Genomic DNA, 26,703 nt, shown 5'->3' with positions numbered 1-26,703 from the left:
ACTATTGTAATAAGCAATTATTCTATAATTTTGGAGGTAGTTTAATGGAAAACTATACGGAGACACCGAAAGAAGAGAGGCCTAAACTAAATCCGTTTTTAGCAGTTTGGATGCATCCAAAACAAGCAGCTCGTTATATGATTAATGAAAAATCGATTGGCTTTGCCATTTTGGTTTTGTCTATTGGTTATATCGGCTCTCTTATGTCAGGGCTGATTGATTCGGAATTATTCCCTAATCTCTCACCATGGATTTTAGCCTTATTATGTGTTATTTTTGCGCCAATCGCTGGGATTATTGGTACGGCTTTTTCCGCCCTCATTTCATGGCTATTTGGTAAATTATTCAAAGGCACTGGTACTTATTCGGACTTATTTAAAGGATTGAGCCTTACAGCCATTCCATTTATTGTACTAATCCCACTTTATTTAATTTGGTTAATAACTTCCCCAGATTCTTTATTAGACCCAAACTTTATCGGTTCATTGCCGTGGATTTTTTGGCCAACTATTTTAGTAACCATCGTTGTTAGTATCTGGTCTTTTGTTATTTCAGTAGGTGTTGTTGCCGAAGCACATCAAATCTCTAACTGGATGGCCTTCTTCACTATTTTTATTCCAGGAATCATTCTTTTCGTTGTATTGTTTGTTCTTTTCTTTATCATTCTCATTGGCATTATCGGTGTTGGTATGATTTAAAAAAATCTCCCCTCTCTGAAGAGAGCGGGAGATTTTTGGCTATAGTTTGAATTGGGCAATCAACGCTTTCAATTGTAAGGCTAACTCTGATAATTGGGCAGATTTCCCTGCCATATCATCCATAGAGCTACTTGTCTCTTCCGTTGTAGCCGTTGTCTGCTCAACACCTGCAGCAGATTCCTCTGCTACCGCAGCAATCTCCTGAATCGAGTTGTTCATTTTACGACCGTCTTCTGTAACCTTCGATAAATTCGTTGAAATTAGTTTAACACTTTCTACTACATCATTGATGGAATAACTAATTGTATTAAACGTTTCGCTAGTAGCTTTTATTTGATTCGTTCCTTCTTTAACCTCTTGATAACCATCCTCTAAAGAGGTTGTGACAACATCAAAATCCTGCTGAATGTTCGTGACAATTGATGTAATGTCGTTAACTGAAAACGCTACTTGTTCTGCCAGCTTGCGTACTTCATCTGCCACCACTGCAAATCCTTTGCCCTGCTCACCAGCTCTAGCCGCTTCAATGGCAGCATTCAAAGCTAGCAGGTTCGTTTGATCTGCTATATCTTTAATAACAACGACCAGCTTTGAAATTTCCTGAGCTTGGGCATCTAAATTTTTCACTTTCTCTACCGCATTTTGCACAATGCTATCAATCTTCACCATTTGAGAATTGGAGGATGTCATTAGCTGACTTCCTTCATTTGTTAATGCTAATACTTCCACAGAGGATTGATGAATATGAGCACCATGCTGATTCGTTTCCTGTAAATCCGCCGTGAAGCGTTCCATCAAGGATGTTAATTCATTCGAATGATGAGCTTGTCCTTCTGCACCTGATGCTAATTCATGCATCGTAATCGCCACTTGCTCCGCTCCCATATTCACTTCATTTGCTGATTGTGTCAGTTCTTTACTAGAAGTATTAATCAAATCAGAAGCTTGCGCGATATTATGAATCATATCCTTCAATTTCTGTTGCATTTGATTCATTGCATTTGCCAGCTTGCCTATTTCATCCTTTGATCGAATAGATATGCTGTCTTGAGATAAATCACCCTGCGCAAACTGTTCCATAGCTTGAGCCACTCGGTTAATCGGTTTTGCCATACTACTTGCATATTGCCAAATCACAAATATGCCCACAATAACCGCAATAGCAATCACAATGATTGTTAATTTTAAAATACTTTCTGCTGGTTTATTGAAATCCATTAAATAAGTACTCGCACCAATAACCCATCCCCAATAAGGGTCTGTTTCTGTATAAACACCCTTTTCTTCCAATTGATCTGTATTTGGTAATGCCCATTCATAGCTTACAAAGCCACCACCATCATTCCCAACGGCAATGATTTCTTGCATATATTTAAAGCCACTATCATCCTGCTCATCCCAGACATTAGAGCCCTCTATATTAGGGTGTGCGATGGAGTTCCCTTTTTGGTCTACGACGAATATATAGCCGTTATCGCCTAGCTTAATCTCTTTATTAATCGGTCGTTTTCCTTCGCTATCCTTCTCACCTAAAATCGCAATCTTTACTTTTTCTTGCGCTTCCTCTAAGGATAGATTGCCTGCCTCTACCTGTTGATTGAATTGCTCAATCATGGCAATGGTCATTTCTACACTGTTTCGTAAATTCTCTTTTCCTACAGTCTCTAAATTTGCTTTACTTTGTTGATAACTTGAAAAGCCAAGAATAATAAGGGGAATCAATAAAAGCAGCAAAGAGAAAGCAATCAGCTTCGCCTTAATGGATCGAAATTGAAATAATGACTTCATACGGCCAACACCTCTTTCATTTTATATGTACTTTAGACCTAATTTTCACAATAAAATTGAAAAATTAAGCAGTTATTCCTCTAAAACAGAAAATGTAAATTATTACATTATTCATATTCATTTTATTACATAAAAAATCAAACAACAACATTTTTCGAGCATATTCGCCATTAAATCACAAAAAAATAGATAAAGAAAAGTTTATCACTTTTCTTTATCTATCTTTAGAAAGCGGTTATTCACTAGACAGATAGAGCTGTACTTTGTTGGAATAGTTCCGATACGCCCGATTCAACAGCAGCGCCACTTACAGCTCGTGAAACGATTGCCACAACACGCTCATCTAAAGATTTCGGTACAATATATTCCTCTGTTAATTCGGCGTCACTTACAAGAGAAGCAATGGCTTCAACTGCCGCTAATTTCATCGTCTCATTAATATCCGTTGCTCGCACATCTAAGGCCCCACGGAAAATACCAGGGAATGCTAGAACATTATTAATTTGATTTGGATAATCTGAACGACCCGTGCCCATAATACGCACACCCCAAGCTTTAGCATTTTCATAGGTAATTTCAGGATTTGGATTGGCTAGGGCAAAGACGACTGGATTTTCATTCATGGATGCAATGTGTGCCTCTGTTAATAAATTTGCGACAGAAACCCCAATAAAGACATCCGCACCTGTTAGCGCATCTTCCAGTGTGCCATGCAGTTTTTCTGGATTAGTTAAATGAGCTACTGCTTCTTTAATCGGATTCATCCCTTCTGTACGTCCCTCATAAATAATGCCTTTTGTATCGCACATATAAATATTTTTGTAGCCCATTTGTACAAGAATTCGTAAAATCGCAATCCCCGCAGCACCAGCACCATTTATCACAACCTTCATCGTTGCAACATCCTTCTTCACAATACGGTTGGCATTAATCATGGCTGCTCCTACAACAATCGCTGTTCCATGCTGATCGTCATGAAATACTGGAATATCACATTCCTGACGTAGGCGATCTTCAATTTCAAAGCATCTAGGCGCTGAAATATCCTCTAAGTTCACAGCACCAAATGTCGGGGCAAGCGCCTTCACAATACTGACGATTTCATCCGTATTTTTCGTATCTAAACAGATTGGAAAAGCATCAACATTGGCAAAACGCTTTAGTAAAATCGCCTTCCCTTCCATTACTGGTAATGCCGCTTTAGGTCCAATATCCCCTAAGCCTAAAACTGCCGTGCCATCCGAAACAACAGCTACCATATTGCCTTTCATCGTATAGTCATAGACAAGTGATGGGTTTTTCTCAATCTCCACACATGGAGCTGCTACTCCAGGTGAATAAGCCAAACTAAGATCATAAGAATCCTGTACTGGCACCTTCGAAATAACCTCTAATTTTCCGCTATAGTGTGCATGCATTTCTAATGCTTTTTTCATTACGTCCATTCCATCCCATCCTTTTCCCTTTGTTTTTCATTATATTTCAGAATCATAATACTTTGTGAAAACATAGTCAATAAATTTTCTGTCAATTTATTTTATCCTTCAAAAATACAGTATTTAATGACTTTAAATATATTTTTCTGTCAAATTAAACATTTCACAATCAATTATTTTGAGATAATTAATGTTCTATATTACGTCGCATAAAATGTACAACTGTAGCCTTTTCACCTGTTCATCTTTTCACATAGTATTTTTCTTATGTAAATGAGAATTTTTTCACAAACTTATGTAAGCGCATCCATTGTCTTAATTGAGTTTGTCACAATTTATTCACATTTTTTCACAAAGTTTTTTATTATGTATCTCAAAGTATTTATGTAAGTCACAGCTAACCAACAAAAAAAGAGCCCTTATGTTAAGGACTCCTGCGTAAAGTGATGGATAAAAGCCGTGATAATATGCTTGGAAGACCATTGTTCCCCAGATACTTTCGTAATCGGATAATCACGAGGAAAAATTGTTTTGGTCATTTCTTCAATCGTATAACCTTGCATAAACAATTGCTTTACTTTTCCCTCCATGTCTTCTAAATAAGCAATTTTTTCCTGTATTTTTGTTCGCCCATCTGCTATAAAGCCCGCATGACAGCAATAGACGACATCGAAATCGTAGTTGACTATTTTCCTCAAAGACGCCAAGGTATGTACGATGTTTTCTTCATCAAGCACAACCTTCGTCTTTGGCTGGATAAACAAATCTCCTGTAAACATAGCACCTGTTTCCCGATTGTAAAACGACAAATGATCTGTTGTATGCCCAGGTGTTTCAATGACATCCCATGTAGCTGATTTCGTTTGAATAGTATCGCCAATTGCTTGGGCAACAAACGCCGATCGTTCCCCCCACAGTGCCTGACGATAAAGCGGATAATCTCCATCCACTGCACAAATGCTGACTGAATCTCGGTGTATATAGATAGGTACATTTTTATGATGGTGTTGAATCCATGCAGCATTGCCTACATGATCCTCATGAGAATGCGTTAAGGCCAATTGCTCTATTGGTATTTCATTAAAAAAGGATTGGAATTCCTGCGACAGCGAATAGGAGCCTGTATCAATCAGTAACCCATCCACAAAAAAACTGTACACACTCATGCCAATCCCCTGAACTGCTACTTTACCATGTGCACATCGTACATCACGATGCTGTTCAATCTCTATACTTTTCTCACGTGTAAACATCCTCTTCCCCCTTTGCCCCTTGTACAAAAAAGTGTAGCATATAATGAATGGCGAGTCATTTTTGCGAATAGGTAACAACAACGGAATTTTTCTTTACATGTTTTCCGAAATGCTAACACATAAAGAAATAAACATATATTGACAGTCAGCAAAAGCAATGTATGACTACCTGCCAGTCATTTGTAAAAATTTCTAACTAACAATGATGAAAAGTTTTAACACTCTTACAGCTGCGTGTTTACTGGATTTGCTTACCTCCCTGTTAACACAAAAAATCCATTTATCTTAAAAAATACAATTTTATTACACTGAGTATCACGTAATTTGATTGTCAATATCTGATGTTTTTTATAGAATCTTATTTATATAAAGTGTAAAGGAGCAATACTTATGGAGACAAAAGAGGTTCAGCATGTATCCAAGCGACAACAGAAGAAAACGATCAATAGAGAAAATATTATTAATGCCGCTATCGAATTATTTAGTTCAAAGTCATTTGCCGAGGTGAGCATGCGGGCTATCGCTAAACATGCAAACGTTTCTCCAGGTCTAATCTATCAATATTTTGATGATCAACAACATTTATTTATGACGGCATTTAAAATTGAAAGCTCCAGCCTTTTAAACGTATTGCACCAAACCGTCGAGGGACAAGATCATCAACTCGAATTACTGGCAACAAAATATATAGAATACATGTATATGCACGATAATTTATATCATATGATGACCTATTTCATGCTAGAAAACGAACAACATGGCAATGTCTCACAAGAGCTACATGACATAATCGATGAGTTATTTTCACTTTTCAGAGAAGCTTTAAGACAACATCTCCCTGATGACCATCTTAAACATACTGTTCAACTTTTTTTCGCATCGTTAAATGGCCTATTAATTACCTATAAAAATTTACCTGGTCGTTCATCAGACTCCAATTTGCAACATATTAAGCAACTAACAAATCTTTTGGTCCATACAATAAAAAGGCAGGAAAAATAATACCTGCCTTTTATTTTTTTATGGTTGTTTGACTACCTGCTTTAACTGATGCTTGAGTAATTTTCCAACAGCATTGCGAGGAAGCTGTTCAACAAACTCTACTTCTTTCACTGCTTTATAAGAAGCTAAATTTTCTTTACAAAACGCCATTATGTCCGCTTCTGTTATCGATATGTTTGGTTTTACCACTATATAAGCTTTTGGAATCTCGCCCCACTTTTCATCCGGCATGCCAATCACCGCTACATCAGCAACAGCTGGATGGTTGGCAAGAGCTAATTCTAATTCTGCAGAATAAATATTTTCTCCGCCACTAATAATCATATCTTTTATTCGATCAACAACATATAAGTAGCCATCACGATCTATATAACCAACATCTCCAGTATGGTACCAACCATTCTTTAATACTTGCTTTGTCGCTTCCCTATTTTCGAAATAGCCAACAAACACTTGTGAGCCACGTAAGCGGATTTCTCCTACCTCACCTGCAGGTAACACTTCGCCTGATTTCACATCAACTACGGCTATTTCACCATGCATCATCGATTTGCCCATAGAATCATACTTATCTTTATTCATCTGCTCCTTCCACATTGTCACTGCCCCTGTGTATTCCGTAATACCATATACCTGCTGAATCGGAATACCTAGTTGACGAAATCCTAAAATAAGTGGCACAGGCACAGATGAAGCACCACAGGTAATGTTACGAATAGAAGATGAGTCAGCGTTAGCAGCCTCATACGTTTTTAATAAGTATGCTAACATTGTTGGTACTGTCATCATGGTCGTAATCTTTTCTTGTTCGACAATTTTCCAAGCCGCCATAGGCTCAAACGCTTCCATGAGTACCATTGTACAACCACACAGAATATTTGTGATGAGCGGAGCGATGCCACCTATGTGAAAAAATGGTGCAACCATTAAAAAACGATCATCCTCCCACCAGTCGATGGTTTGCGATAACCCCATCCCAGCAGCCAATAAATTATTATGGGAAATCATCGCTCCCTTTGGCTTACCTGTTGTACCCGATGTATACATAATAAGCGCTACGTCATCATTACTTGCATCATAAACAGGTTCTTGACTGTTCTCTTCAAAAATAGCTTGCAAGGAAGGGACAGTTGCATGTGATAGAATGTCAGTATTGACACCTTGTACTTGTAATGCTTGCATCATTGACGCAAAATCAACATCATAAACAATGAGTTTTACTTTACTATTCTCCACAATATATTGAAGCTCCGGCACTTGTAGACGCCAATTTAAAACAACGGTGATGACACCCATTTTCGCTGCCCCCATTAACACTGCAATGAAATCCTCATTGTTTTTGGATAAAATCGCTAGACGATCCCCTTTAGCAAAACCTTGCTTCTTTAAAAAATGAGCAAAGCCATTGGCCCTCACATTCATTTGTTGAAAGGTCCACCGCTTGTCTTTGTGAATAAAAGCCTCCTTCTCCCCCATTAAAACTGCACGATCCTGTAATAACTTACCAATATTAATGTTCATAATTGTCACCCCTAAACAATTTTTGTCCACATATTAATCTAGTGCAATTGGTAAATCCTTTATATCCTTTATCGTTTGCTCCTGGAATAAGGTAAAAATCTCTTCCCAGATTTGTTCCCATTTCCTTGCTGCTTGTCGATTTTCAAAGTTTGGTAACGCGGTTAAATTCACTTGCATTAATTGTTCGATTTGCTCTGCAAACCGCTTTACTTCCTTCGCCGAGCTATCTACAAGAATACTAGCAATTAAATCATAAATAGAAATTTGCGGTCTCATCTTCACAAGATCTCTATATATCTGAGATAATAAAACATTTCTTGGCCCCTCCCATAATTCATTCACTAGACTATCTCTAAACAATCTTGGAATGACTGAAAAATCTTCAATCGCCCCATGTCCACCAAAAATAGAAATAGCCAACCTTAGCTTATCTACAGCTTCTTTAGAAGCATAAATTTTTTGCAATAAAATTAATTCACGCACAACGAACGCTTCAAGAGTATTAGGTTCTTGTTGTGTTTGAAGAAACGCTTGGTAAATATGAAAGGCTGAGCCTACAATACGTTTAGCGGCATATTCTAAATCCTCAAGCTGTGCTGCAGCCATTGGAAATTCATCAATGCGCCGATCAAATACTGATCTAAAGCTTGCGTATAGCTTAGCTTCTTGTGCTGCTCTCATTAAAAAAGCACCACTAGCAAATCCAATATCCAACCTTGAGCGGGTTAAAACAATACTAACAGCAAGAGCAACACCTCTATTTTGTGGGCCTACGCGATAAGCAATAGCTCCTTGATAATCGATTTCTGCTGATGGTAACTCTGCAGTACCAATTTTCCATTTCAAACGATTGATCACGTGATGATTTCTTTTCTCTTTTTCCTTATCCCCTTGAAGCCAAGTAGGTACAATAAACACCGCAATATCATCAGTGTGCTCGATGCGCGCAGTCACTACAGCATAATCGGCATGCACCGCTGAGCAGAAAAATTTATTGCCAAATAACCGATAATGATCGCCCTCAGGCTTAGCCATTAGTACATTCGCTGGAATGTTTGATCCCCCTTGAATCTCTGACATATACTGTGCACCGATGCCAAAATGTCCCTCATAGCCTTCTGTCACGTGCTCATATATACGCTTTACTTCATCAGGAACCTCCTCCTTGAAATGATCGATTAAAGCAACCAGTCCGTCTGTACATGCTAGTGGACAAGTAATACCAGCTTCTCCATTACCATGTAAAAAAAAGCGCTTAATGATCCCTTCATTTTTCAACTGTTCCTTAGAAAATAGACCCTGTCCAAATATGTCTTTCTCCATTTGTTGCATCTGGTTTGAACGAATAATGCGATCAATGCGCTCATTATATGCATTGTAATGTCTTATTTTAGGCTGATTTTCCGGACGTGCACTTTCAGCAGCTATTGCACGCCAGTCCGATGATAGTTTTTTCACAAAAGGCTCCAGTCTCGGCAGCATCTCATCCCATGTTTCATGACAAAACTGTTGCAAAACTTGTAATAAAAAAGGATTATCTAAATCATTCATAGCATCTCTTTTGTCAATAAATTCTCGAAAACTATATGTTTTTTCTCCAACATGCATCAATACACACTCCTTTTCTAAATTTTAAGAATATTTTAGCATCTTAAATTTAAAAAGTAAACAGTGTTTATTTTTAATTCTCTAGGTACGTTTTTCTATTTTAATCGTGCTATCTGATACTTCGAGCAGTCTATCCACTACTTTTTTTGTTCTATCCATCACTTTGCACGTTCTATCCACTACTTTTTCTGTTCTATCCATCAATTTATGCTTTCTATCCACTTCTCTAAGCGCTAAAAAAACGCCCACCGAAGTGAGCGTTTCAATTTATTTATTCATTTGTGCCTTTTTCCACATCATACGCGGTAATCCAATCACTGAAGCTGCCTACATATAATTGGATGTTTTCATAGCCTTCATCTGCTAGCACTGCATATAACGGTGAGGCTGTCACGCCGCTACCACAGTAGACGACAATCTGCTCATCAGGCGTAACTTTTTGGCGTAATGCGTCGTTCGCTTTTAATTGGCCGTCTGTCTTTAATTGCTCCCAGTCAAAGTTTTTTGCGGTTGGAATATGGCCTGCTACCTTATCCAGTGGTTCCATTTCGCCACGATAACGTTCAGCTGCACGTGCATCGAGCAAGGTTGCTTGTACTTCGCCGTCTACTATTGCCTTTACCGCTTGGCGTGGCGCATATAGTTCATCCTTCCAATCAAATTCTATGATCGTTGGGGGATATTTTATAATATCCTTGGTGAACGGAATTTTTGCCTCTAGCGCAGGGGCACCGCCATTGACAATCACTACATTTGGGAAACCAGCGTATGTCAGCATCCACCAGGCGCGCGGAGCGAACGGGGCTGCTCCCTGGTCGTAGACAACAATTTGATCTTCATAGCGTAAACCTAATTCTTGAAATACGGAAGTCAACTTTTCTTTGCTCGGCATCGGGTGACGGCCGTCCTTACTGTCCATATCGGATAACTGTTGTTCTAAATCAATATAAATAGCACCAGTTGCATGTCCTTCTTCAAATGCTTTTTTTCCAGCTTCTTTGTCCTGAAGATCGAAGCGAGCATCGATAAAACGGACGCCATCAAACTGTATTTCATCCACTGATTTGAATACTCTTCCCATATAAATCACCTCATGCGTATTGTAATTGTGCGTAAATTGCTTTCCAAGAAGCTAAACGGCTCTCTTCTTGTAAGGCAAGTCTTTCTGTCTCAATTTGTTCAAGCGCTTGATGATAAATATATAAACGTAATTTTTCGGCTTCCTCTGCAATAAACGTAATGGCCCATGTCATAAGAAAAACTTTCTGTGCATCTAAATAATCTTGTGCATCTGGTTTTGTTACAGCTTCCAGCGCCTCGCTCAACTTTATTTTTTCATTCTTCTCAAAGAAAGCTTTTTGATTGCGGAAGTGAGATTTTACGCTAGTATATTTTGAAATATCTGTGAATGGCCCTTCAAAATCCAGTAAATTTGGCTCTGAAGATTCAAAGTTTAGGAACGAGAAGCTTCTATTCAACTCTTTCAGCTCACGCACCTCATCTTTGAAGCGTTGCTGCATTTTCTTGCTTATGAACTGTGATAAACGGAAGTTTGTGACACGCATTTCTTGTGTAAAATCAAAACGCAAGCTTTGCATCACTTCCTTCAGTGCATGCTCCAATGCTTGCTGTGCTGGCATCGCAGCAAATGTCGAAGGATTATAACCTTCCTTAAAGAACTCAGGATAACGATAATAGACACGTTGGAGAACATAATACAGGAGCTCATCAAGCTCTTGCTTTGTTTCACTCTCTAGCATGCTTGTATTGAGCACGCTGAACTTCGATTGGATATGTTGTTCAAGTGTTGTTAATTCCTCTAAACGCTCATCTTTACGTTTTAAGTTTTCCTCCGTTTGTGCGATTAAATCGGCTAAACGTTGCTCTGTTTTATCGACTTCTTCTGCAAGAGCCTGTACTGCTAAGGCACTTAATTCATCATTTAAAAATGTATGGAAGTCGCTTTCGAATGGTGGCATGCCAGATGTTAAATCAGCACCTTCTACTTTTTCTTTTAATGCTAAAAGACTGGATACCCCATACAGTCGTGGGAAACGAATGCCAAAACGTTGTAACTCTGAACGAACATAGCCTTTTACGTCTTCCTGTTCTTCTTCTGTTGTTGCTAAATCAATGGCATTTACAATAAAGAACATTTTATCAAGTTCAAATGCATCCTTGACACGACCAAGCTGAATTAAAAACTCACGGTCAGCTTTAGCAAAGGCATGGTTATAGTACGTAATAAATAGGATGGCATCAGCATTACGAATATATTCAAAGGCTACACCTGTATGACGAGCATTAATCGAGTCCGCTCCTGGTGTGTCAACAAGTGTCACACCCATGCGTGTCAATGGGCTATCGTAATAGAAATCAATATTATCAACAAAGCATGATTTGTTTTCTTGCGCCACAAATTTTTCAAATTCTTCACGGCCTACACGAATGATCGTACCAAGCTCAGATTTAAATGTTGGATAGCCTTCCTTATAGGCACGAATAAATGACTTATGAACATTTAAACGTTCATCCGTTAACTGAACGGCAAGCCCTTCATCAGCACGATTATAGGCTTCCTCCAACGAAGCTACAGACAAGCCAATTGCCGCATACGAGCCTTGAATATCCTCTAGCATTTGCTCGGCTGTTTTAAGCTGTACATCGGCCGTTTCATGTGGATGCTCTGGTGTTACTGGACGAATTTTATTGATGGCTGCTGTTGTTGGGTTCGGTGATACAGGTAACACCTTTGCACCCATTAAGGCATTGGAGAAGGATGATTTCCCTGCACTAAATGCGCCAAACAAAGCAATCGTAAAATCTTTTTTCTGTAAACGTTCCACTTTATTTTCAAGGTAATGGGCAACTTCTGCAAAGCCTTGAACCTCTTTGACTGCATTGGCTGTATGCAGTGCGCGATTAATCACACCATCGATTGGAAGAGTCGTTGCACTGATGGCTTGCTGCGTTTCCTCTTGTTCGATGACCTGCTCTTTTGGCTTCAGCATGGACTCATCAAACAAACGTATATCGGCTAAATCTTGCTTAAATGACTGTGCCCAATTGGCTAGCTGCTGATTCGCAACTTTACGGATTTCATTGCTCGCTTGATGCATAATGCTTGCACTATATTGCTGATAGCCTTCGATTTCAAGCACTGCCTTAATTGCATCCACTTTGTCTTGCATACCCGCCATTTTTAATTTTGATGGTGCAGCCGTTTCTGTTGCCACAGCTTCAAGCGTTGTTGCTTGCGCATTTTTCCAGCTATCTGTTTCCTGAATAAAGTAGCGCTTCGTTGCCTCCGCGACACGGTTGGCGAAGTTTAACACAGCATCACCTGTTAACAGGGCACCAGTTTGAACTTGCTGCTCAATCAATGAAAAAGGTAAGTCAAATACATAGGCATCAATGGCGGAAGCACGCTCTTCATTTAATGCACCTACATCTTTTAATGCTTTTTTCATAAGTCCTTTTAAATGCCCAGTAATTTGTGCATGAACGACGTTCTGATAGGCACTATATGCATCCTCTTTACGACGGTTACGCTCTTCCTCTGTTTTTTTCTTCGCTGTAAAGAGTCCCCCTACTTTAAAGCCCTCCTGCACACTTTCTAAATAAAGGCGGAGGCGATCACGTACATCAGCTGGCATGATGGCTGCATTGGCTAGTAGTTCCTTCCGTTGCTCCTCAAATGTTTCATTCCATGCCTCTACTGAGAATAATTCAACTTGACGATTTAATTTATTGTATTGCTCCAAAATATCTTGATGGTGTGCCCAGTCGTCCGCACTTAAAATTTCTTCATCAATAGTTAAACGATCCTGTCTTTCTTCCATTAAATAATGGTCATGCTCACTTTGCAGTAAACGCAATGTATTCGTTGCCGTTTGTACAAGCTGCTCCTGCCAATCATTCATACTGTCCATCACGATGTTCTTTACGACCTCAAAATCATTATGTGGATGTTCAGGCTCTCTCAATGATGTGAAAAATACACCCTTCGGCACAACGCCCCATGCGGCAAAGGATTGATGAACCGTTGCTTTAAAGTCTTCAAAGCTCAATTCATTATCTTTATGCTTATCAATCATATTGACAATTAAATAAACGTTTGGATTGTATTTCATTAATTGCTTTGTAAATTGGAAATTCAGTTCCGACTGCACATGGTTATAATCCATTGTATAAAATACGATATCTGCAATATGGAGCGCCGATTCCGTTGACATACGGTGTGCATCATCTGTGGAGTCTACTCCTGGCGTATCCATGACAGTAACGCCTAGTGGTAGTGTAGAGGCACTGTGCCCAATTTCGATTTGTGACACTAAATCCCCATTCTTACTAAGCTCTTTTACTGTTTTAAAATCATAGCCTGCCTCAAATTTCACAGGCTTTTCATTGTGCATATAGACAATTGCAAAATCTTCCTCTGATTTATGCACTTTTACGATATTCGCACTTGTTGGAATTGGACTAGATGCCAGTAAGTTTTCACCAGACAGCGCATTAATCATACTCGACTTCCCAGCAGAGAAATGACCCGCAAAGCCAATCACATACTCTTTTTGCTGAATTTTTCGAGCAAAAAGAGAGGTTTTATCCATGCGTTCTGTATCACCATTATGCTGATAGATTATGTATTGCAAAGAAGCTTGCTTTAATAGCTCCTCCAATTGTTGTTCAAAATCTTTCATGAAACCAGTTACCCCTTTTTCGTTAATTATTCATAATTAGTATTCTACCTTATTCAACTAGCAAAGTATAACACTAATTTACGGTAAAAAGCATGTATGCCAACGTTTCTATCCTAATAAGTCCCATCATAAAATCTTGATGATCCGAAATAATCTTCCTCAAATGATAGATGGTCAACTAGTTCTCTTGCTATTTTCTTCATATTTTATAGTAAATGTATTCGGGGCAAAGGTTATTTTTTAAGAATGGAGTGTGATCGCACATGCTGAATCCTAAGTCTCATCGAATCATAGAAAAAAGTTGTCCGTGTCACTGTGAGGATCGATTTTTCTGGCCCCGTATCAAAGCAACAAACGGCACGCCCATCGTCCCTCCTCCTATCGTTCCAGAGGGCACTATTTTGCCGATTATCCACCGCTATTTTTATATCGTCACAGCCGATCTTGATCTAACAAATGGGGTCACGCTGCCAGCGACTCTCTTCTGGAATGATAATGCTGACAATATTACAGAGTTTACCCTCTTCTCGCCAAACGGTTACGTCAATCTTTATATTAATGCGGTGATGCAAGAAGGTGGCATTTACACCATAACACCAGCCGCCTTAACAATCGTACCCTACAATGCCACTTTGTATCGAGGCACACCCATTATCATTGAATCGCTTGGCTTTATGACAAATTAATATCCAAGAAAGGAGGTGAATCATATGGCACTTTCCATTATTAATATTCATGTCAATGTCACAGGTACATCTACACGATTTTTTAACGTTTTAGCTGCACCTCTTGCCATTACAGATGGTACTACAGTCGCTGCTACAACTTTTTTAGATGATAGCGGTACAGCGGCAACTGCATTTCCAGTAGTTACAAACGGCTACTATAATTTATATATCAATGGCGTTCTACAGGAGGGTGATGCTTATACAGTTTCTGCAACTGAAGTTACATTCAACACTGTTACAGCATCACTTTCTGCTGGTACACCAATTGTGCTTGAAGCAGTTGAATTAGTCACAACTACCTAACCTAACTAAAATAGATGCCCTAAACTCTCTTAGGGCATCTATTTTACAATTGTAGTAGCTCTCTGAGCGCTTACAATAGTCTAGCTCATGACGCCTATCTCCATGAATACATAGAGTTTAAGCAGCCACTTTTATTTTTTAGATTGCACAGACAGGCTTCACCATGAAATAAAGACCCTAAAGGGCGTAAATCGGTGGTACTTTCCATTATCAATAGTCATGTTAATGTAACAGGTACTTCTGCTCTGTCCATTGATTCACAGAAATCTAAGTCACTTGAAGAAAAAATTTACAGGCAATAGACTTCAAACCAATACTTCTAACAAAATGAAAACTGTTCGGAAAATTGTACAAGGCAGTAGTCTGGATTCCCCTGTTAAAATAAGTAAAAAAATAATGAAAACCGAAAGCTCCGATTCTTTGTCTATTAGGCTTGGATTGGGTCTTTTTTTATTCCAAAATCGAAGGACACTTAATTAATACATTGTAAGTACATGAAACAAAACAATGGTGCTCAATAATGGACGAGTTTTTTTAAGTGGCATAACCGTTGCTTTTTTGTCAACAATTTTAGGAAAACAGGCACCAATTGTCAACATAAATAATATGATATAAAAAAATAAGGGGTGTAAGCTGTGACTTGGTTAATCATTTTAGCTTTTACGCTTTCATCAAGTATAGATAATTTAGGCGTAGGGCTCTCTTACGGGATTCGAAAGATACATGTTAGTTTTGGGAAAAATTTATTAATAGCAATTATATGCTTTGTTATGAGTATGGGAGGCATTACGTTTGGGGTTTGGCTCTCGACTATTCTTCCAGGTATGCTTCCTGTAATCTTTGGAGCCTTATTGTTATTTATCATTGGAATTCGCATCATTCTTTTAGCTAAACCACGTAAAAATGAACCTTCAAAAGAGGCGTTACAGCCCAAAAATGGGCAAAGTATTTTTAAAAACCCTGAGGAAGCTGATTTTAATAAGTCTGATGAAATCGGCTGGGGAGAATCTATACTTCTTGGTATTGCATTATCAGCAAATGCACTTACAAATGGTGTGGGCGCTGGCCTACTCGGACTTTCACCTGTTGTCATTTCGTTAACAGCTGCAATCGGGAGCTTTATTACTGTTTGGGCAGGAGTCAAATTAGGAAGTAAGGTCGCTGATGTTCAGGTTAGTTCATTTACTATAGGGCAATTTGGCACAGTAATTAGTGGTTTGTTGATGTTACTGCTTGCTTTTGCAGCATTTTATTAATATTGTGTTGACATTTTGTCAACACAATATTACACTTCTGTACAACGGTAATTTTCCATTAGACAATCATTAAGGAACTAACAGAAGGGAGAATCGAATATGGCAGAAAATAGAGAAAGTACTACTCTAGGTTTATTGTTGAAAGAATTACTAAAAGAACGCTCATTATCCATGCGGAAGTTTAGTGAACTTACAGGGGTCGATACAGCTACGATTTCACGGATTATCAATAATAAACGAAAGGCAACACCTCAACATTTAGAAAAATTCGCTGAATGTCTTGGTATTCCTTTCATTAATCTTGTTGAAGCTGCAGGGTATCCTATCGAACAGAGACATGAAGAGTCTCAATCAGATATTCATACTTCTGTTGATGCAATACAGACTTTTCTTAAGGCTTCTAATGTTTATGACAATCAATTTTCAGTGCAAGATGTTGAAAAAAAATTAGACGATTATGGATTATTTGCTCAAACAGAAGAAGGAAAAAATACAATTCATAAGAGTTTTAACGAAAAGATTCAGAGTGTAGGTAGCGTTGGACCATTTATTAGCAAGTTGAAAGAGTTATATGAAAAATTTACAACAAATAAGGGTACACTATTTGAATTAACAATAATTGGAAGTACATTATTGTATTTTATTATTCCAGTGGATGTCATTCCGGATTATCTATTTCCTATTGGTTATTTGGACGATGCGATAGCTGTACAACTTACTGCAAAAGGTTTGTTAAAAAATAACTGATAGGTGGATTAATTAATTTATGAAACATAGTAAAACGAGCCGTAGATGGCTAAGAAATTCGTTTTTAGCATTTGCATTAATCATCTCAATAGGGATTGTTTATTGGATATATCAGTACAATAGTGGATTGGCTATGGCAGAAGACGATATCAATAAAGAAGATGAAGAGACTTTTGAGCCTTTCAAAGGTGTAGACCCGCAATTTGGTGAGATTAATGTGCTATTGATAGGCAGTGACTCTAGAGGAGACGAAGGTAGATCTGATGCTTTAATGATTGCACACTATAATCAAACTACGAATAATGTAAAAATCGTTTCGATTATGAGAGATACGTATGTTGACATCCCAGATTACGGGATGAATAAAATAAACGCTGCATTTGCTTTTGGAGGCCCAGAACTTGTAAGGAAATCAATTAAGCAGAATTTTGATATTGATGTCAATTACTACGCTATCGTTGATTTTGAAGGATTCCCCAAAATTGTGGATCTTCTAGCACCAAATGGGATTGAAGTTGATATCCCTTATGAAATGTCATATGGAATTGGTATGACATTATTTCCTGGAGAACAAACTTTACACGGTGACCAGTTATTAGCTTATGTACGATTCCGCCACGATCGTTTAAGTGATTTCGGGCGAGTTGAACGCCAACAGGAAGTTATGACAAAGGTCAAAGAACAAATTAGCTTTCAAAGTTTAATAAATTTACCAAAAATACTTGGTGTTGCTGAGGCATATATCGATACTAATATTGACAATAAAACCATTCTTGCAATTGGGAAAGGTTTAATAGATGGGAAATCTAATGGTGTGGATACTTTACGAATTCCTGTCGCCAGTTCTTTTGACAACAAACATGTAAATGTAGGCGCAGTGCTAGATATTGATTTGGAAAAGAACAAAAGTGCATTAGAAGAGTTTTTATCATCAGAGGACAATGTACAAGTGACTAAATTAGAAGGAGTTTCATCTTAGAGAGAATATGAATATAGATTATCAACTTTTCAAACTACTAAACCAGTTTGCAGGAAAATATCCGATTTTAGATCAACTTGTCCTCTTGTTTTCAAAATATGGGCCCATTCTATTTGGACTGGTATTTATATGGCTATGGTTTTCAAAATCCCAAAATCAGCAGGAAAATAGAAAAATAGTATTATATGCATTAACGATTGTTATTCTTACACTTGGTATAGATAAAATTATAGAAATGGCGTATTTTCGACCTCGCCCATTTGTCAATCATAGCGTAACATTATTACTCGAAAAATCAAATCTGGACCCTTCATTTCCAAGTAATCATGCTGCTGGTTCATTTGCCCTGGCATTCGCTTTGTTTTGGAAACGAAGAAAAATGGGCACTGTACTCATCCTGCTGGCCTGCTTAATGGCCATTTCAAGAATTTTTATCGGTGTGCACTACTTTCTAGATGTGTTAGCAGGCGCATGTATTGGATTAGGGGTAACTTACATAGTTATGTTACTAGGTCGTCTTTTTGAATCTACCTTGCTACGCAAGAAAATATATGCAAAGTAAGAGGTCTTTAGATTTAAAAAGTTCGCAATGGATGTGAACTTTTATATGCCCCAACCATCATTGCGTAAAAAAACCTCGCTGCAATTATTGTGTTTGAAGCTGCATAATATGGATGCCCTAAACTCTCCTTAGGGCATCCATTTTACTATTATAGTTGCTGTCTGAGCGCGGCAATTTTTTTTGCATAGTCTAGCGCACGGGGGCCATCTCCATGAATACATAGAGTTTGAGCAGCGACTTTTATTTTTTTAGATTGCACAGACAAGACTTCATTGGCCGTTAAAATACCTTTTACATGTATCAGCATTTCTTGCTCTGTTTGTATTAAGGCATTAGGCTCCTGTCTATCCACTAAAGTGCCATCATCGTTATAACGTCGATCCGAAAAAACTTCCTCATATACTTGAAGCCCCTTGCCTCTTGCAATCTCTACGATTTGGCTACCAGATAAACAATATAAAATAAGCTGTGGATTAAGATCATAGACTGCATCGACGACAGCTGACGCTTTTTCCCGATCATTTACGCATTGATTATAGAGTGCGCCATGTGGCTTAATATGATGGAGCATGCCTTTTTCAATTTGAACGAAGGCTTGTAATGCGCCAATCTGATAGACCATCATATCATAAATTTCTGCTGCGCTAAATGCCATGTTTCGACGACCAAAGCCCTCTCGATCAGGATAGCCTGGATGTGCACCAATATGAACATTTTTACGAATGGCACTGCGAACAGTTTGATGCATCAACGTATGATGCCCTGCATGATAGCCGCATGCTATATTAATGGATGTGACATAGTCCAATATTTCTTCCTCTTTTCCTGTTAGAAAAGCATCATCATATTCAGCTAAATCACAGTTAATATCTATTGGCATCCTCTTACCTCCAGTGCAAATCGTATCGTGTTAAACATACGCATTTGAGCTACTTTATGTAAATCGTCTTCATGTACCGTCGCAATAATAGGATAACCCCCTACCGTTTGGGCATCGGCCATTAAAATGATAGGATGACCGCTTGGCGGCACTTGAATGGTGCCGAACTGGGTCGCCTCTGACAAAATATCTTGCATTTCTTGCAGCTGTAAAACAGTTCCCTTTACGTAATAGCCCATGCGATTACCACCAATAAATTGAAAAGCATTTTGTAAAAAATGGTGTTGACTCTCTTCCCTAAATAAATGAAAATGAGGGCCTTTCAGCACTCTAACTGAAATAGCACGATCAAAAGTTGGACGATATGGCGCATAAAGACCTCGATTATAATGGAATGGCGCTGAGTCTTGCCCATACAAAATGCTACCTTTTGTGATGTTTGTTCCTAGTTGACCAAGTGACAGGTTTGAGCGACTACCAAGCTTAACTTGTGAAGTAAACCCGCCAAGAGGTGTCAAATAAACAATCGCGCCTTGATTCACATGTTTAATCACCAACTGATCGCCATTCATTAAGTGGAATGTTTTCCACATCTCTATCGGTGTATTATTGACCAAGCATGTACAATGTCCACCTGTTAATACATAGACTCCATCTGCCAATGCCTCAAATTCAAAGCCACCCACAAACATTTCAAAGGATGTTTGGTCATGAGGATTTTCTAAGATTAGCTGTGCTGCTTGAAACGATACTTTGTCCATCGGTCCAGATAACGGAATACCAAATGCCCGATAGCCAAATCTACCTTGGTCCTGTAGGCTACCATAGACACCTTGTTTAGTGACGAGCAGAAGTGGCTTCAATCGCTACACTCCTTTGCTTTTCATTTCCCAAAACTGTTGTTTAGTTATTTCATAAAATTGAACTTCATCGCCAAGAGCCAATAAAAATGGCTCTTGGCGATCAACATTAAATAAATCTAGAGGAGTTTTCCCGATAATATTCCAGCCACCTGGTGACTCAACAGGGTAGATGCCTGTTTGCCTACCGCCTATACCAACAGAACTAGCTGAAACAGTAGCTCGTGGCTTCTTTAAGCGTGGTACACACAACTTAGTATCTAATTCACCTAAATAAGGAAAACCTGGTAAAAAGCCCATAACATAAACATAATAGCTTTTCGATAAGTGTAATGTTTTAAAGTCTTCAAATGATAAACCTGTATAGTTCATGACTCGCTGCTTATCTAAGGCAAATTCCTCATCATAGCAAACGGGTATTCTTAAAATTTTCTTCGTTCCTTCTGCCATTGCTGTGAGAGTTTGCATCTCTAGCCAATGCCCTCTCAATGAATCGATATCTAGAGGCTGTTTGACATAGGCTGTAACTGTATGATAGCTTGCAACACTTTCGACGAGATTATGCTGTAGCTGCTGTTTCAGAAACCGATTAAATGCTTGGACTGCCTGAAAGTTGGCGTGGGAGATTTCCTCCTTGAATGCAAAGCGAATAGTATGTTGGCTAATCCACATCGCATGAGGAAATTCAATGATTGGTTGCACGTATGCTCTCCTCAATACAAAGCTTTACCGCAGCTATTAAATCTCGGATATGCCAGCCAGGAATTTTGCCATGTTGGATGGCCAGGTCAAATGATGCCGGAATATGAATAAAGCCAGCACGAACCCCTTCGTGTTGCTGTGCATAAACAAGTCCTTCATACATAATATTATTGCATAAGTACGTACCTGCAGTATTTGAAATTTCTGCTGGATACCCCGCTGCCTGTATGCGATTCACCATATTGCGAATCGGTAAATTCGTTAAATAAGCATCCGCTCCATCCTTATCAATGCTTTCATCGACCGGCGTGTAGCCATTATTATCAGGCTCACCATCTTTCACATTAATGGCAATGCGCTCTGGCGTTATTTTAAAACGCCCTCCTGCTAATCCTAAAGAAATAATAATTTGTGGCTTTACTTCCTCTATATACTGCTTTAATTGTTCCGCCGATTGCTGAAAATCTACAGAAAGAATTCGTCCAACAATGCGATAGTCTCCTATTGTTTCTCCATCTAAATTTTCGACAATTTGCATCGTTGGATTTATTTTATAATGAAGGAATGGCTCAAACCCCGTTACTAATAGTTTTGTCATGTTAGTCACCTGATTTCTTTATGTATAACCCTAAAGGATTGGCTTTATTTTACAACAATTTTCTGAAAAAATAAATATTTCTCTTCATTTGGGCAAGTAAAAAGAGTATGAAGCGCTGATGCTCCATACTCTTTTGGCTGTAATTATTTCAAATGTGCAGTCGCCTGTTTCATGACGTATTTCCCAACACCAATATAGATCACTACAGCTGCTCCAATCAATACGAATGTCATTGCTAACCGCTCCTTTTCATATAAATTATGTATTTTTTTATTAGGCTTTCAGACCATCTCATTGAATTTGAAAATCATTCTCATTATTATATTATAAATTTCACGTTAATTCGTCAAGACATACTTTCATCTTACCCTTTTTACATGGTAAGATGTAGAAAAGTCGGAAAAAGGATGCGGTAATGATGAGTAATTCGAAGTACTTTCAAACTATTTTAAACGGGACTATTCACGCTTTAAAATCCATTCTTCCTATGGATATAGAAGTAAAGTCGCCTAGTATTATTTCTGAACCCTTTCAACAGCAGCAAATGGGCGTATTAATTGGTTTAATTGGAGATGTAAAGGGTCGCGTTATCATTGATTCATCCCCCGATGTGTTTAGCGGGATTGGGAGTACCATGTTCGGTATGCCACTGGAGGGAGAAATGCTAGAATCCTTTACTGGAGAATTTGGTAACATGATTGCAGGAAATTTATGTACAACTGTTGGGCAAGAAAGCTTAGAAATTGATATCACTCCGCCAACCGTGATGGTGGGCAATACAAAGTTATACGGCTTTGAAAAAGCATTTGTTCTCCCAGTTTCGGTTCCAAGCATTGGTGCATTAACAGTTCTATTAACCATCGAGGAAGAAGGATAAAAAACTAGAATGGATCATTGTATGCAAAAGCCTACAGCCTTCATGTATAGGTAGAAAAAACGGGAAGGAATGTGCAAGTCTTTCTCCATCTATTGTTTTTATTAAAATTAAGCAAAATATAATAAGATAACAAGCTCTCTCAATGACTTTTGAGATGGCTTGTTTTTTTCTTTTTTTAATTCTTCACACTTTCTTCACATAATACGTGTAGAAGTGTGATTTTTTTCACATCAAAATGATATGGATTTTTATATGATGACAGTAAGAAACACAACAATAAAAAGCGTAGGAGGGGCAAAAATGGCAAACAACAAAAAGAAGTCAGATGAAAATTTAAAAGGTTCACTCTATGCAGTTTTTGGAGTTGGTATTATCATCATTTTACTTTGGGTGTACTGCTTCGATTTGTTCATTGGAAGATTTTAATATATAAAGAAGGGACAGAAACATATGCACATACATAAGTATGAGAAGTATTGGCTTGTGTTCGGAGTTGCTACTTTAGTTGCATTCCTGATCATTCTCGGTATCGGGGCATTTCATCAAGGCTCCCATCCGAACAATGGTAAAAAAACACTAGATTACGAGAAAGTGAAAGAGACAGCACCTTTTGATAATCCAGGAGTCCATAAGGTTGAGGGAAAAGATTGGGATTATGAAGTGGTAGTAGTAGCTTCTGCATTCAATTATAATCCTCCACAAATTGAGGTACCACTTGGTGCAAAGGTGAAATTCATCGCAACAAGCGAAGATGTTATGCACGGTTTTGAGGTGGCAGGTACGAATATCAACATGATGCTTGAGCCTGGTTATATTTCGGAATACGTAACAGAAGTTAACAAAGTAGGCGAGTTTTTAATCGTATGTAATGAGTATTGTGGTACAGGACATACGATGATGCACTCTATGCTAAAGGTGGTGGATTCAAATGAGTCACACTAATTCGATGACAAAAGTAGATCGTCGCGATGCAAAGCTAGCAATGGCACATATTTATGTGGCATTCATCTCATTGCTATTAGGTGGTCTTGCAGGTTTATTACAAGTATTTGTGCGTTCTGGTCAATTTACATTACCAGCAGGCATTGGCTATTATCAAGTTTTAACAGTACACGGTGTATTACTTGGTCTTATTTTAACTACATTCTTTATTTACGGCTTCCAAATTGCTAGTGTAAGTCGTACATCTGGTACATTCACTGCTAGTCAACGTAGACTTGGCTGGATCGGTTTTTGGTTAATGACAATTGGTACAGCTGCTTCAGCAACCATGGTTTTATTGAATAAAGCAACTGTACTTTATACATTCTATGCACCTCTAAAGGCACACTGGATTTTCTATTTAGGCCTTACATTAGTCGTGGTTGGTTCTTGGGTTGGCGGCGCAGGTCAAATTTTACGTTATGTACAGTGGCGCAAAGAAAATAAAGGTAGCGGACAACGCAGCCCATTATTATCGTTTATGGTAGTTGTCAATAATTTAATGTGGTTCGTGGCAACACTTGGTGTAGCAGCTTCTGTATTAATTCAACTGTTACCATGGTCATTAGGTTTAATTGAACGTGTCGATGTTGCATTATCCCGTACCCTCTTCTGGTATTTCGGGCATGCACTTGTATACTTCTGGCTATTACCTGCCTACATGGTTTGGTACGTGATTATCCCAAAAGTAATTGGCGGAAAAATTTTCTCCGATTCTTTAGCAAGACTTTCGTTCATGCTGTTCTTACTCTTCTCTATTCCTGTTGGGATTCACCATCAGTTAACAGAGCCTGGTATTGATGGTACATGGAAGTTCATTCAAGTTGTATTAACGTTCGCTGTAATTGTCCCATCTCTTATGACAGCCTTCTCGATGTTTGCCATGTTCGAGTTACGTGGTCGTGAATTAGGTGGTAAAGGGCTGTTCGGATGGTTTAAAAAATTACCATGGAAAGATGCTCGTTTCTTCGTTCCATTTATCGGTATGGTGGCATTTATTCCTGGTGGTGCAGGTGGTATTGTCAATGCCTCCTATCAAATGAACCAATTAATCCATAATACCATTTGGGTTACAGGGCATTTCCATTTAACAATTGCTACAGCTGTTGTTTTAACTTACTTCGGTGCGGCCTTCTGGTTAATTCCACATTTAACAGGTCGTACATTGACGAAATCATTAAATAATCTTAGTAATTTCGCTGGTATCTTATGGGCTACTGGTATGACGATTATGTCTTCTGCGATGCATATTGCTGGTCTTATCGGTGCACCTCGTCGCTCAGATTACTCAGAATATGGTGGTGCTTCACAGGCCTATGATTGGATTCCTTATCAAATCGCACAAGCTGTAGGCGGAACGATTCTCTTTATCGCGATTCTAGTCATTATGTATATCGTCGTGAAATTAGCTTGGTTTGCACCTAAAGGTGAAGAAGAATTCCCTATTGGTGATGTACATGAGCTTAGCGGCCCAACACCAGCTATTTTAGAAAACTTCAAAGTATGGCTTGTTATTTTAGTAGCGTTAATTTTATTCGCTTACACAGTGCCAATTATCGATATTATTTCGAACTCACCGGCTGGCTCCAAAGGCTATCAATTGTGGTAAGCATTTAGACATAAAAAGCGATTTCTCAGAAACGAGAAATCGCTTTTTTTATATTATAGTTGATAGAGCTTCCTATATTTATCTTGTAAATAGTCTGCTAAGTATTTAGCATTTAAGCCTTCCCCTGTCGCTTCTTTAAGTAATTCGAATGGCTTTTTCAATGCTCCATATTGATGAACTTTCTCAGTTAGCCACTCTCGAATTGGTAGTAGCTCTCCCTTTTCTAGTAGCGCATCAAAGTTTGGAATATCCTTATCCATCGCATGCTTCCACTGTGCTGCATAAACCATACCTAAAGCATAGGATGGGAAATAGCCAAACATGCCCCCTGACCAGTGCATATCTTGTAGCACACCTTGAGCATCTGACTCAGGACGAATGCCTAAATATTCCTCATATTTATCATTCCAAACTTGTGGTAGATCCTTCGCCTGTAAATCCCCATTGAACAAATCACGTTCAATTTCATAGCGAATCATGATATGTAAAGGATACGTTAGTTCATCTGCTTCAATACGAATAAAGGATGGTTCGACCATATTGATGGCACGTAAAAAATCGCCTAATGCAACATCGCCAAATTGTGCTGGTGAGAAATGCTGAAGACGCTCGTAGTTATGCTCCCAGAACTTTTCATTTCTGCCGACAAAGTTTTCATAAAATAATGATTGAGATTCATGAATACCCATTGAAGTACCAGTAGCCAATGGCAGACCTGCAAGCTTTTCATCAATGTTTTGCTCATACATCGCATGACCACACTCATGAATTGTGCCAAAAATAGCAGAACGGAAGTCATTTTCATCATATTTAGTGGTAATCCGAGCATCTCCATAGTTTAAGCCAATCATGAATGGGTGCACACTTTCATCCAAGCGCCCTGCATCAAAATCATAACCAAGCTGGGCAAGCAATTCTAACGATAATTCACGCTGTGCTTCACGTGGGAAATGCTTAAATAACATGCTTGTATCTGGTTTATTCGATGAATTGGCAATTTTTTGGACCAGTTCCACAATGGATGTGCGTAGGTCACCAAATACTTGATCTAAAACATCAGTCGTCATATCTGGTTCATATAAATCGAGTAATGTATTGTAAGGAGATCCATTTTTAATTCCCCAATAGTGAATGAATTTTTTCTGCCATTGAATGATTTCCTCTAAATATGGAAGGAATAATGCAAAATTATTACTTGCCTTCGCTTCTTCCCAAGCAGTTTCAGACTTCGATTGAAGAATGACGTATTTTTTATACTCGTCAGCTGGAATTTTTTTGTTTTGATCATAATTCTTTCTTACTTCTTCCACTAAACGCAATGTTACATAGTCAAGATTAGCTTTTTGTGACTCTAAAGCTACTAAAAGCTCCCCCAATTCTTCACTTGTTTGCATATCAAATAAAGAAGCAGATAATGTACCGATTACCTCTGAACGTTGTGCTAAACCTTTTTTCGGTGCACCCGTACGCATATCCCAATAAACGACATTGAGTGCTTCCTCATAATGCTGCATTTTCTTCACATAGTCTGTAAATTGTTGAACTGTCATGCATTCATCCTCCTTTTACATTATAAGTTTATCATATTTTCGAAAATTTTGTATATTGTGGA

At 38.4% G+C, this 26,703-nt stretch carries 24 protein-coding genes; 12 read left to right on the top strand and 12 right to left on the bottom strand.

Annotated elements, in window-relative coordinates; translation table 11 throughout:
* Positions 1–44 precede the first annotated feature (44 nt).
* A complete protein-coding gene (locus tag NV349_RS07935) occupies positions 45–698 on the top strand; it encodes a Yip1 family protein (protein WP_036118261.1) in 654 nt (217 codons plus the stop codon).
* Between the two features lie 39 nt (positions 699–737).
* Here the strand turns inward: NV349_RS07935 and NV349_RS07930 are convergent, their stop codons facing one another.
* From NV349_RS07930 to NV349_RS07920, 3 genes are all read right to left on the bottom strand, one after another.
* Complete coding sequence (locus NV349_RS07930) at positions 738–2,486, bottom strand: methyl-accepting chemotaxis protein (protein WP_036118264.1); 1,749 nt, start codon at positions 2,484–2,486, stop codon at positions 738–740.
* Between the two features lie 242 nt (positions 2,487–2,728).
* Positions 2,729–3,931 (bottom strand): NAD(P)-dependent malic enzyme, encoded by a 1,203-nt coding sequence (locus NV349_RS07925; protein WP_036118266.1) that lies wholly within the window; start codon positions 3,929–3,931, stop codon positions 2,729–2,731.
* Between the two features lie 410 nt (positions 3,932–4,341).
* Positions 4,342–5,175, bottom strand: a complete 834-nt coding sequence (locus tag NV349_RS07920; RefSeq protein ID WP_271912878.1) for an MBL fold metallo-hydrolase — start codon at positions 5,173–5,175, stop codon at positions 4,342–4,344.
* A gap of 390 nt (positions 5,176–5,565) precedes the next feature.
* Between NV349_RS07920 and NV349_RS07915 the strand changes: the two genes are divergently transcribed.
* Entirely contained in the window at positions 5,566–6,177 is a 612-nt protein-coding gene (locus NV349_RS07915) for a TetR/AcrR family transcriptional regulator (protein ID WP_058844658.1), read from the top strand.
* Positions 6,178–6,195: 18 nt separating this feature from the next.
* Here NV349_RS07915 and menE read toward each other — a convergent pair whose 3' ends face one another.
* From menE to NV349_RS07895, 4 genes are all read right to left on the bottom strand, one after another.
* Positions 6,196–7,698 carry an o-succinylbenzoate--CoA ligase gene (gene menE / locus NV349_RS07910; RefSeq protein ID WP_271912877.1) on the bottom strand — a complete coding sequence of 501 codons (1,503 nt, stop codon included), beginning with the start codon at positions 7,696–7,698 and terminating at the stop codon, positions 6,196–6,198.
* Positions 7,699–7,731: 33 nt separating this feature from the next.
* Positions 7,732–9,306: an acyl-CoA dehydrogenase family protein gene (locus tag NV349_RS07905; RefSeq protein WP_271912876.1), complete on the bottom strand. Its 1,575-nt coding sequence runs from the start codon at positions 9,304–9,306 to the stop codon at positions 7,732–7,734.
* 271 nt (positions 9,307–9,577) lie between these two features.
* A complete protein-coding gene (locus NV349_RS07900) occupies positions 9,578–10,387 on the bottom strand; it encodes a sulfurtransferase (protein WP_036118276.1) in 810 nt (269 codons plus the stop codon).
* A 10-nt stretch (positions 10,388–10,397) separates the two neighbouring features.
* Positions 10,398–14,009: a dynamin family protein gene (locus NV349_RS07895; RefSeq protein ID WP_271912875.1), complete on the bottom strand. Its 3,612-nt coding sequence runs from the start codon at positions 14,007–14,009 to the stop codon at positions 10,398–10,400.
* 401 nt (positions 14,010–14,410) lie between these two features.
* Between NV349_RS07895 and NV349_RS07890 the strand changes: the two genes are divergently transcribed.
* From NV349_RS07890 to NV349_RS07865, 6 genes are all read left to right on the top strand, one after another.
* Positions 14,411–14,695, top strand: a complete 285-nt coding sequence (locus NV349_RS07890) for a DUF4183 domain-containing protein (RefSeq protein ID WP_230593753.1) — start codon at positions 14,411–14,413, stop codon at positions 14,693–14,695.
* Between the two features lie 24 nt (positions 14,696–14,719).
* Positions 14,720–15,040: a DUF4183 domain-containing protein gene (locus NV349_RS07885; protein ID WP_036118284.1), complete on the top strand. Its 321-nt coding sequence runs from the start codon at positions 14,720–14,722 to the stop codon at positions 15,038–15,040.
* 635 nt (positions 15,041–15,675) lie between these two features.
* Positions 15,676–16,296: a sporulation membrane protein YtaF gene (gene ytaF, locus NV349_RS07880; protein WP_036118287.1), complete on the top strand. Its 621-nt coding sequence runs from the start codon at positions 15,676–15,678 to the stop codon at positions 16,294–16,296.
* Between the two features lie 99 nt (positions 16,297–16,395).
* Positions 16,396–17,043: a helix-turn-helix domain-containing protein gene (locus tag NV349_RS07875; RefSeq protein ID WP_036118291.1), complete on the top strand. Its 648-nt coding sequence runs from the start codon at positions 16,396–16,398 to the stop codon at positions 17,041–17,043.
* A 19-nt stretch (positions 17,044–17,062) separates the two neighbouring features.
* Positions 17,063–18,022 (top strand): LCP family protein, encoded by a 960-nt coding sequence (locus tag NV349_RS07870; RefSeq protein ID WP_036118294.1) that lies wholly within the window; start codon positions 17,063–17,065, stop codon positions 18,020–18,022.
* A gap of 7 nt (positions 18,023–18,029) precedes the next feature.
* Positions 18,030–18,584, top strand: a complete 555-nt coding sequence (locus NV349_RS07865; protein ID WP_141902978.1) for a phosphatase PAP2 family protein — start codon at positions 18,030–18,032, stop codon at positions 18,582–18,584.
* A gap of 148 nt (positions 18,585–18,732) precedes the next feature.
* Here NV349_RS07865 and NV349_RS07860 read toward each other — a convergent pair whose 3' ends face one another.
* Genes NV349_RS07860 through pcp form a run of 4 tightly spaced genes read right to left on the bottom strand, consistent with a single transcriptional unit; the run spans position 18,733 to position 21,624 of the window.
* Entirely contained in the window at positions 18,733–19,464 is a 732-nt protein-coding gene (locus tag NV349_RS07860) for a 5-oxoprolinase subunit PxpA (RefSeq protein WP_036118299.1), read from the bottom strand.
* On the bottom strand, positions 19,455–20,327 hold the full coding sequence (locus NV349_RS07855; protein WP_141902976.1) for a 5-oxoprolinase subunit C family protein: 873 nt from the start codon (positions 20,325–20,327) through the stop codon (positions 19,455–19,457). The genes NV349_RS07860 and NV349_RS07855 overlap by 10 nt, the downstream gene beginning before the upstream one ends.
* A gap of 3 nt (positions 20,328–20,330) precedes the next feature.
* Positions 20,331–21,026: a 5-oxoprolinase subunit PxpB gene (gene pxpB, locus NV349_RS07850; RefSeq protein WP_036118314.1), complete on the bottom strand. Its 696-nt coding sequence runs from the start codon at positions 21,024–21,026 to the stop codon at positions 20,331–20,333.
* Entirely contained in the window at positions 21,010–21,624 is a 615-nt protein-coding gene (gene pcp / locus NV349_RS07845) for a pyroglutamyl-peptidase I (RefSeq protein WP_271912870.1), read from the bottom strand. Before pcp ends, pxpB begins: the two co-directional genes overlap by 17 nt.
* 418 nt (positions 21,625–22,042) lie before the next feature.
* Here pcp and NV349_RS07840 point away from each other — a divergent pair, with 418 nt between their 5' ends.
* From NV349_RS07840 to NV349_RS07825, 4 genes are all read left to right on the top strand, one after another.
* Positions 22,043–22,501: a chemotaxis protein CheX gene (locus tag NV349_RS07840; protein ID WP_036118321.1), complete on the top strand. Its 459-nt coding sequence runs from the start codon at positions 22,043–22,045 to the stop codon at positions 22,499–22,501.
* Between the two features lie 300 nt (positions 22,502–22,801).
* Positions 22,802–22,927, top strand: coding sequence for a hypothetical protein (locus NV349_RS07835; RefSeq protein WP_255358839.1), 126 nt, complete (start codon positions 22,802–22,804; stop codon positions 22,925–22,927).
* 24 nt (positions 22,928–22,951) lie between these two features.
* On the top strand, positions 22,952–23,443 hold the full coding sequence (locus NV349_RS07830) for a cupredoxin domain-containing protein (protein ID WP_036118325.1): 492 nt from the start codon (positions 22,952–22,954) through the stop codon (positions 23,441–23,443).
* Positions 23,430–25,091, top strand: a complete 1,662-nt coding sequence (locus NV349_RS07825; RefSeq protein ID WP_058845107.1) for a b(o/a)3-type cytochrome-c oxidase subunit 1 — start codon at positions 23,430–23,432, stop codon at positions 25,089–25,091. The genes NV349_RS07830 and NV349_RS07825 overlap by 14 nt, the downstream gene beginning before the upstream one ends.
* 53 nt (positions 25,092–25,144) lie before the next feature.
* Here the strand turns inward: NV349_RS07825 and NV349_RS07820 are convergent, their stop codons facing one another.
* Positions 25,145–26,641, bottom strand: coding sequence for a carboxypeptidase M32 (locus NV349_RS07820; protein WP_271912865.1), 1,497 nt, complete (start codon positions 26,639–26,641; stop codon positions 25,145–25,147).
* Positions 26,642–26,703 lie beyond the last annotated feature (62 nt).

This window comes from Lysinibacillus sp. OF-1, from assembly GCF_028356935.1.
Classification (GTDB): Bacteria; Bacillota; Bacilli; order Bacillales_A; family Planococcaceae; genus Lysinibacillus; species Lysinibacillus fusiformis_D.
This window is presented reverse-complemented; position numbering and strand designations above follow the sequence as displayed.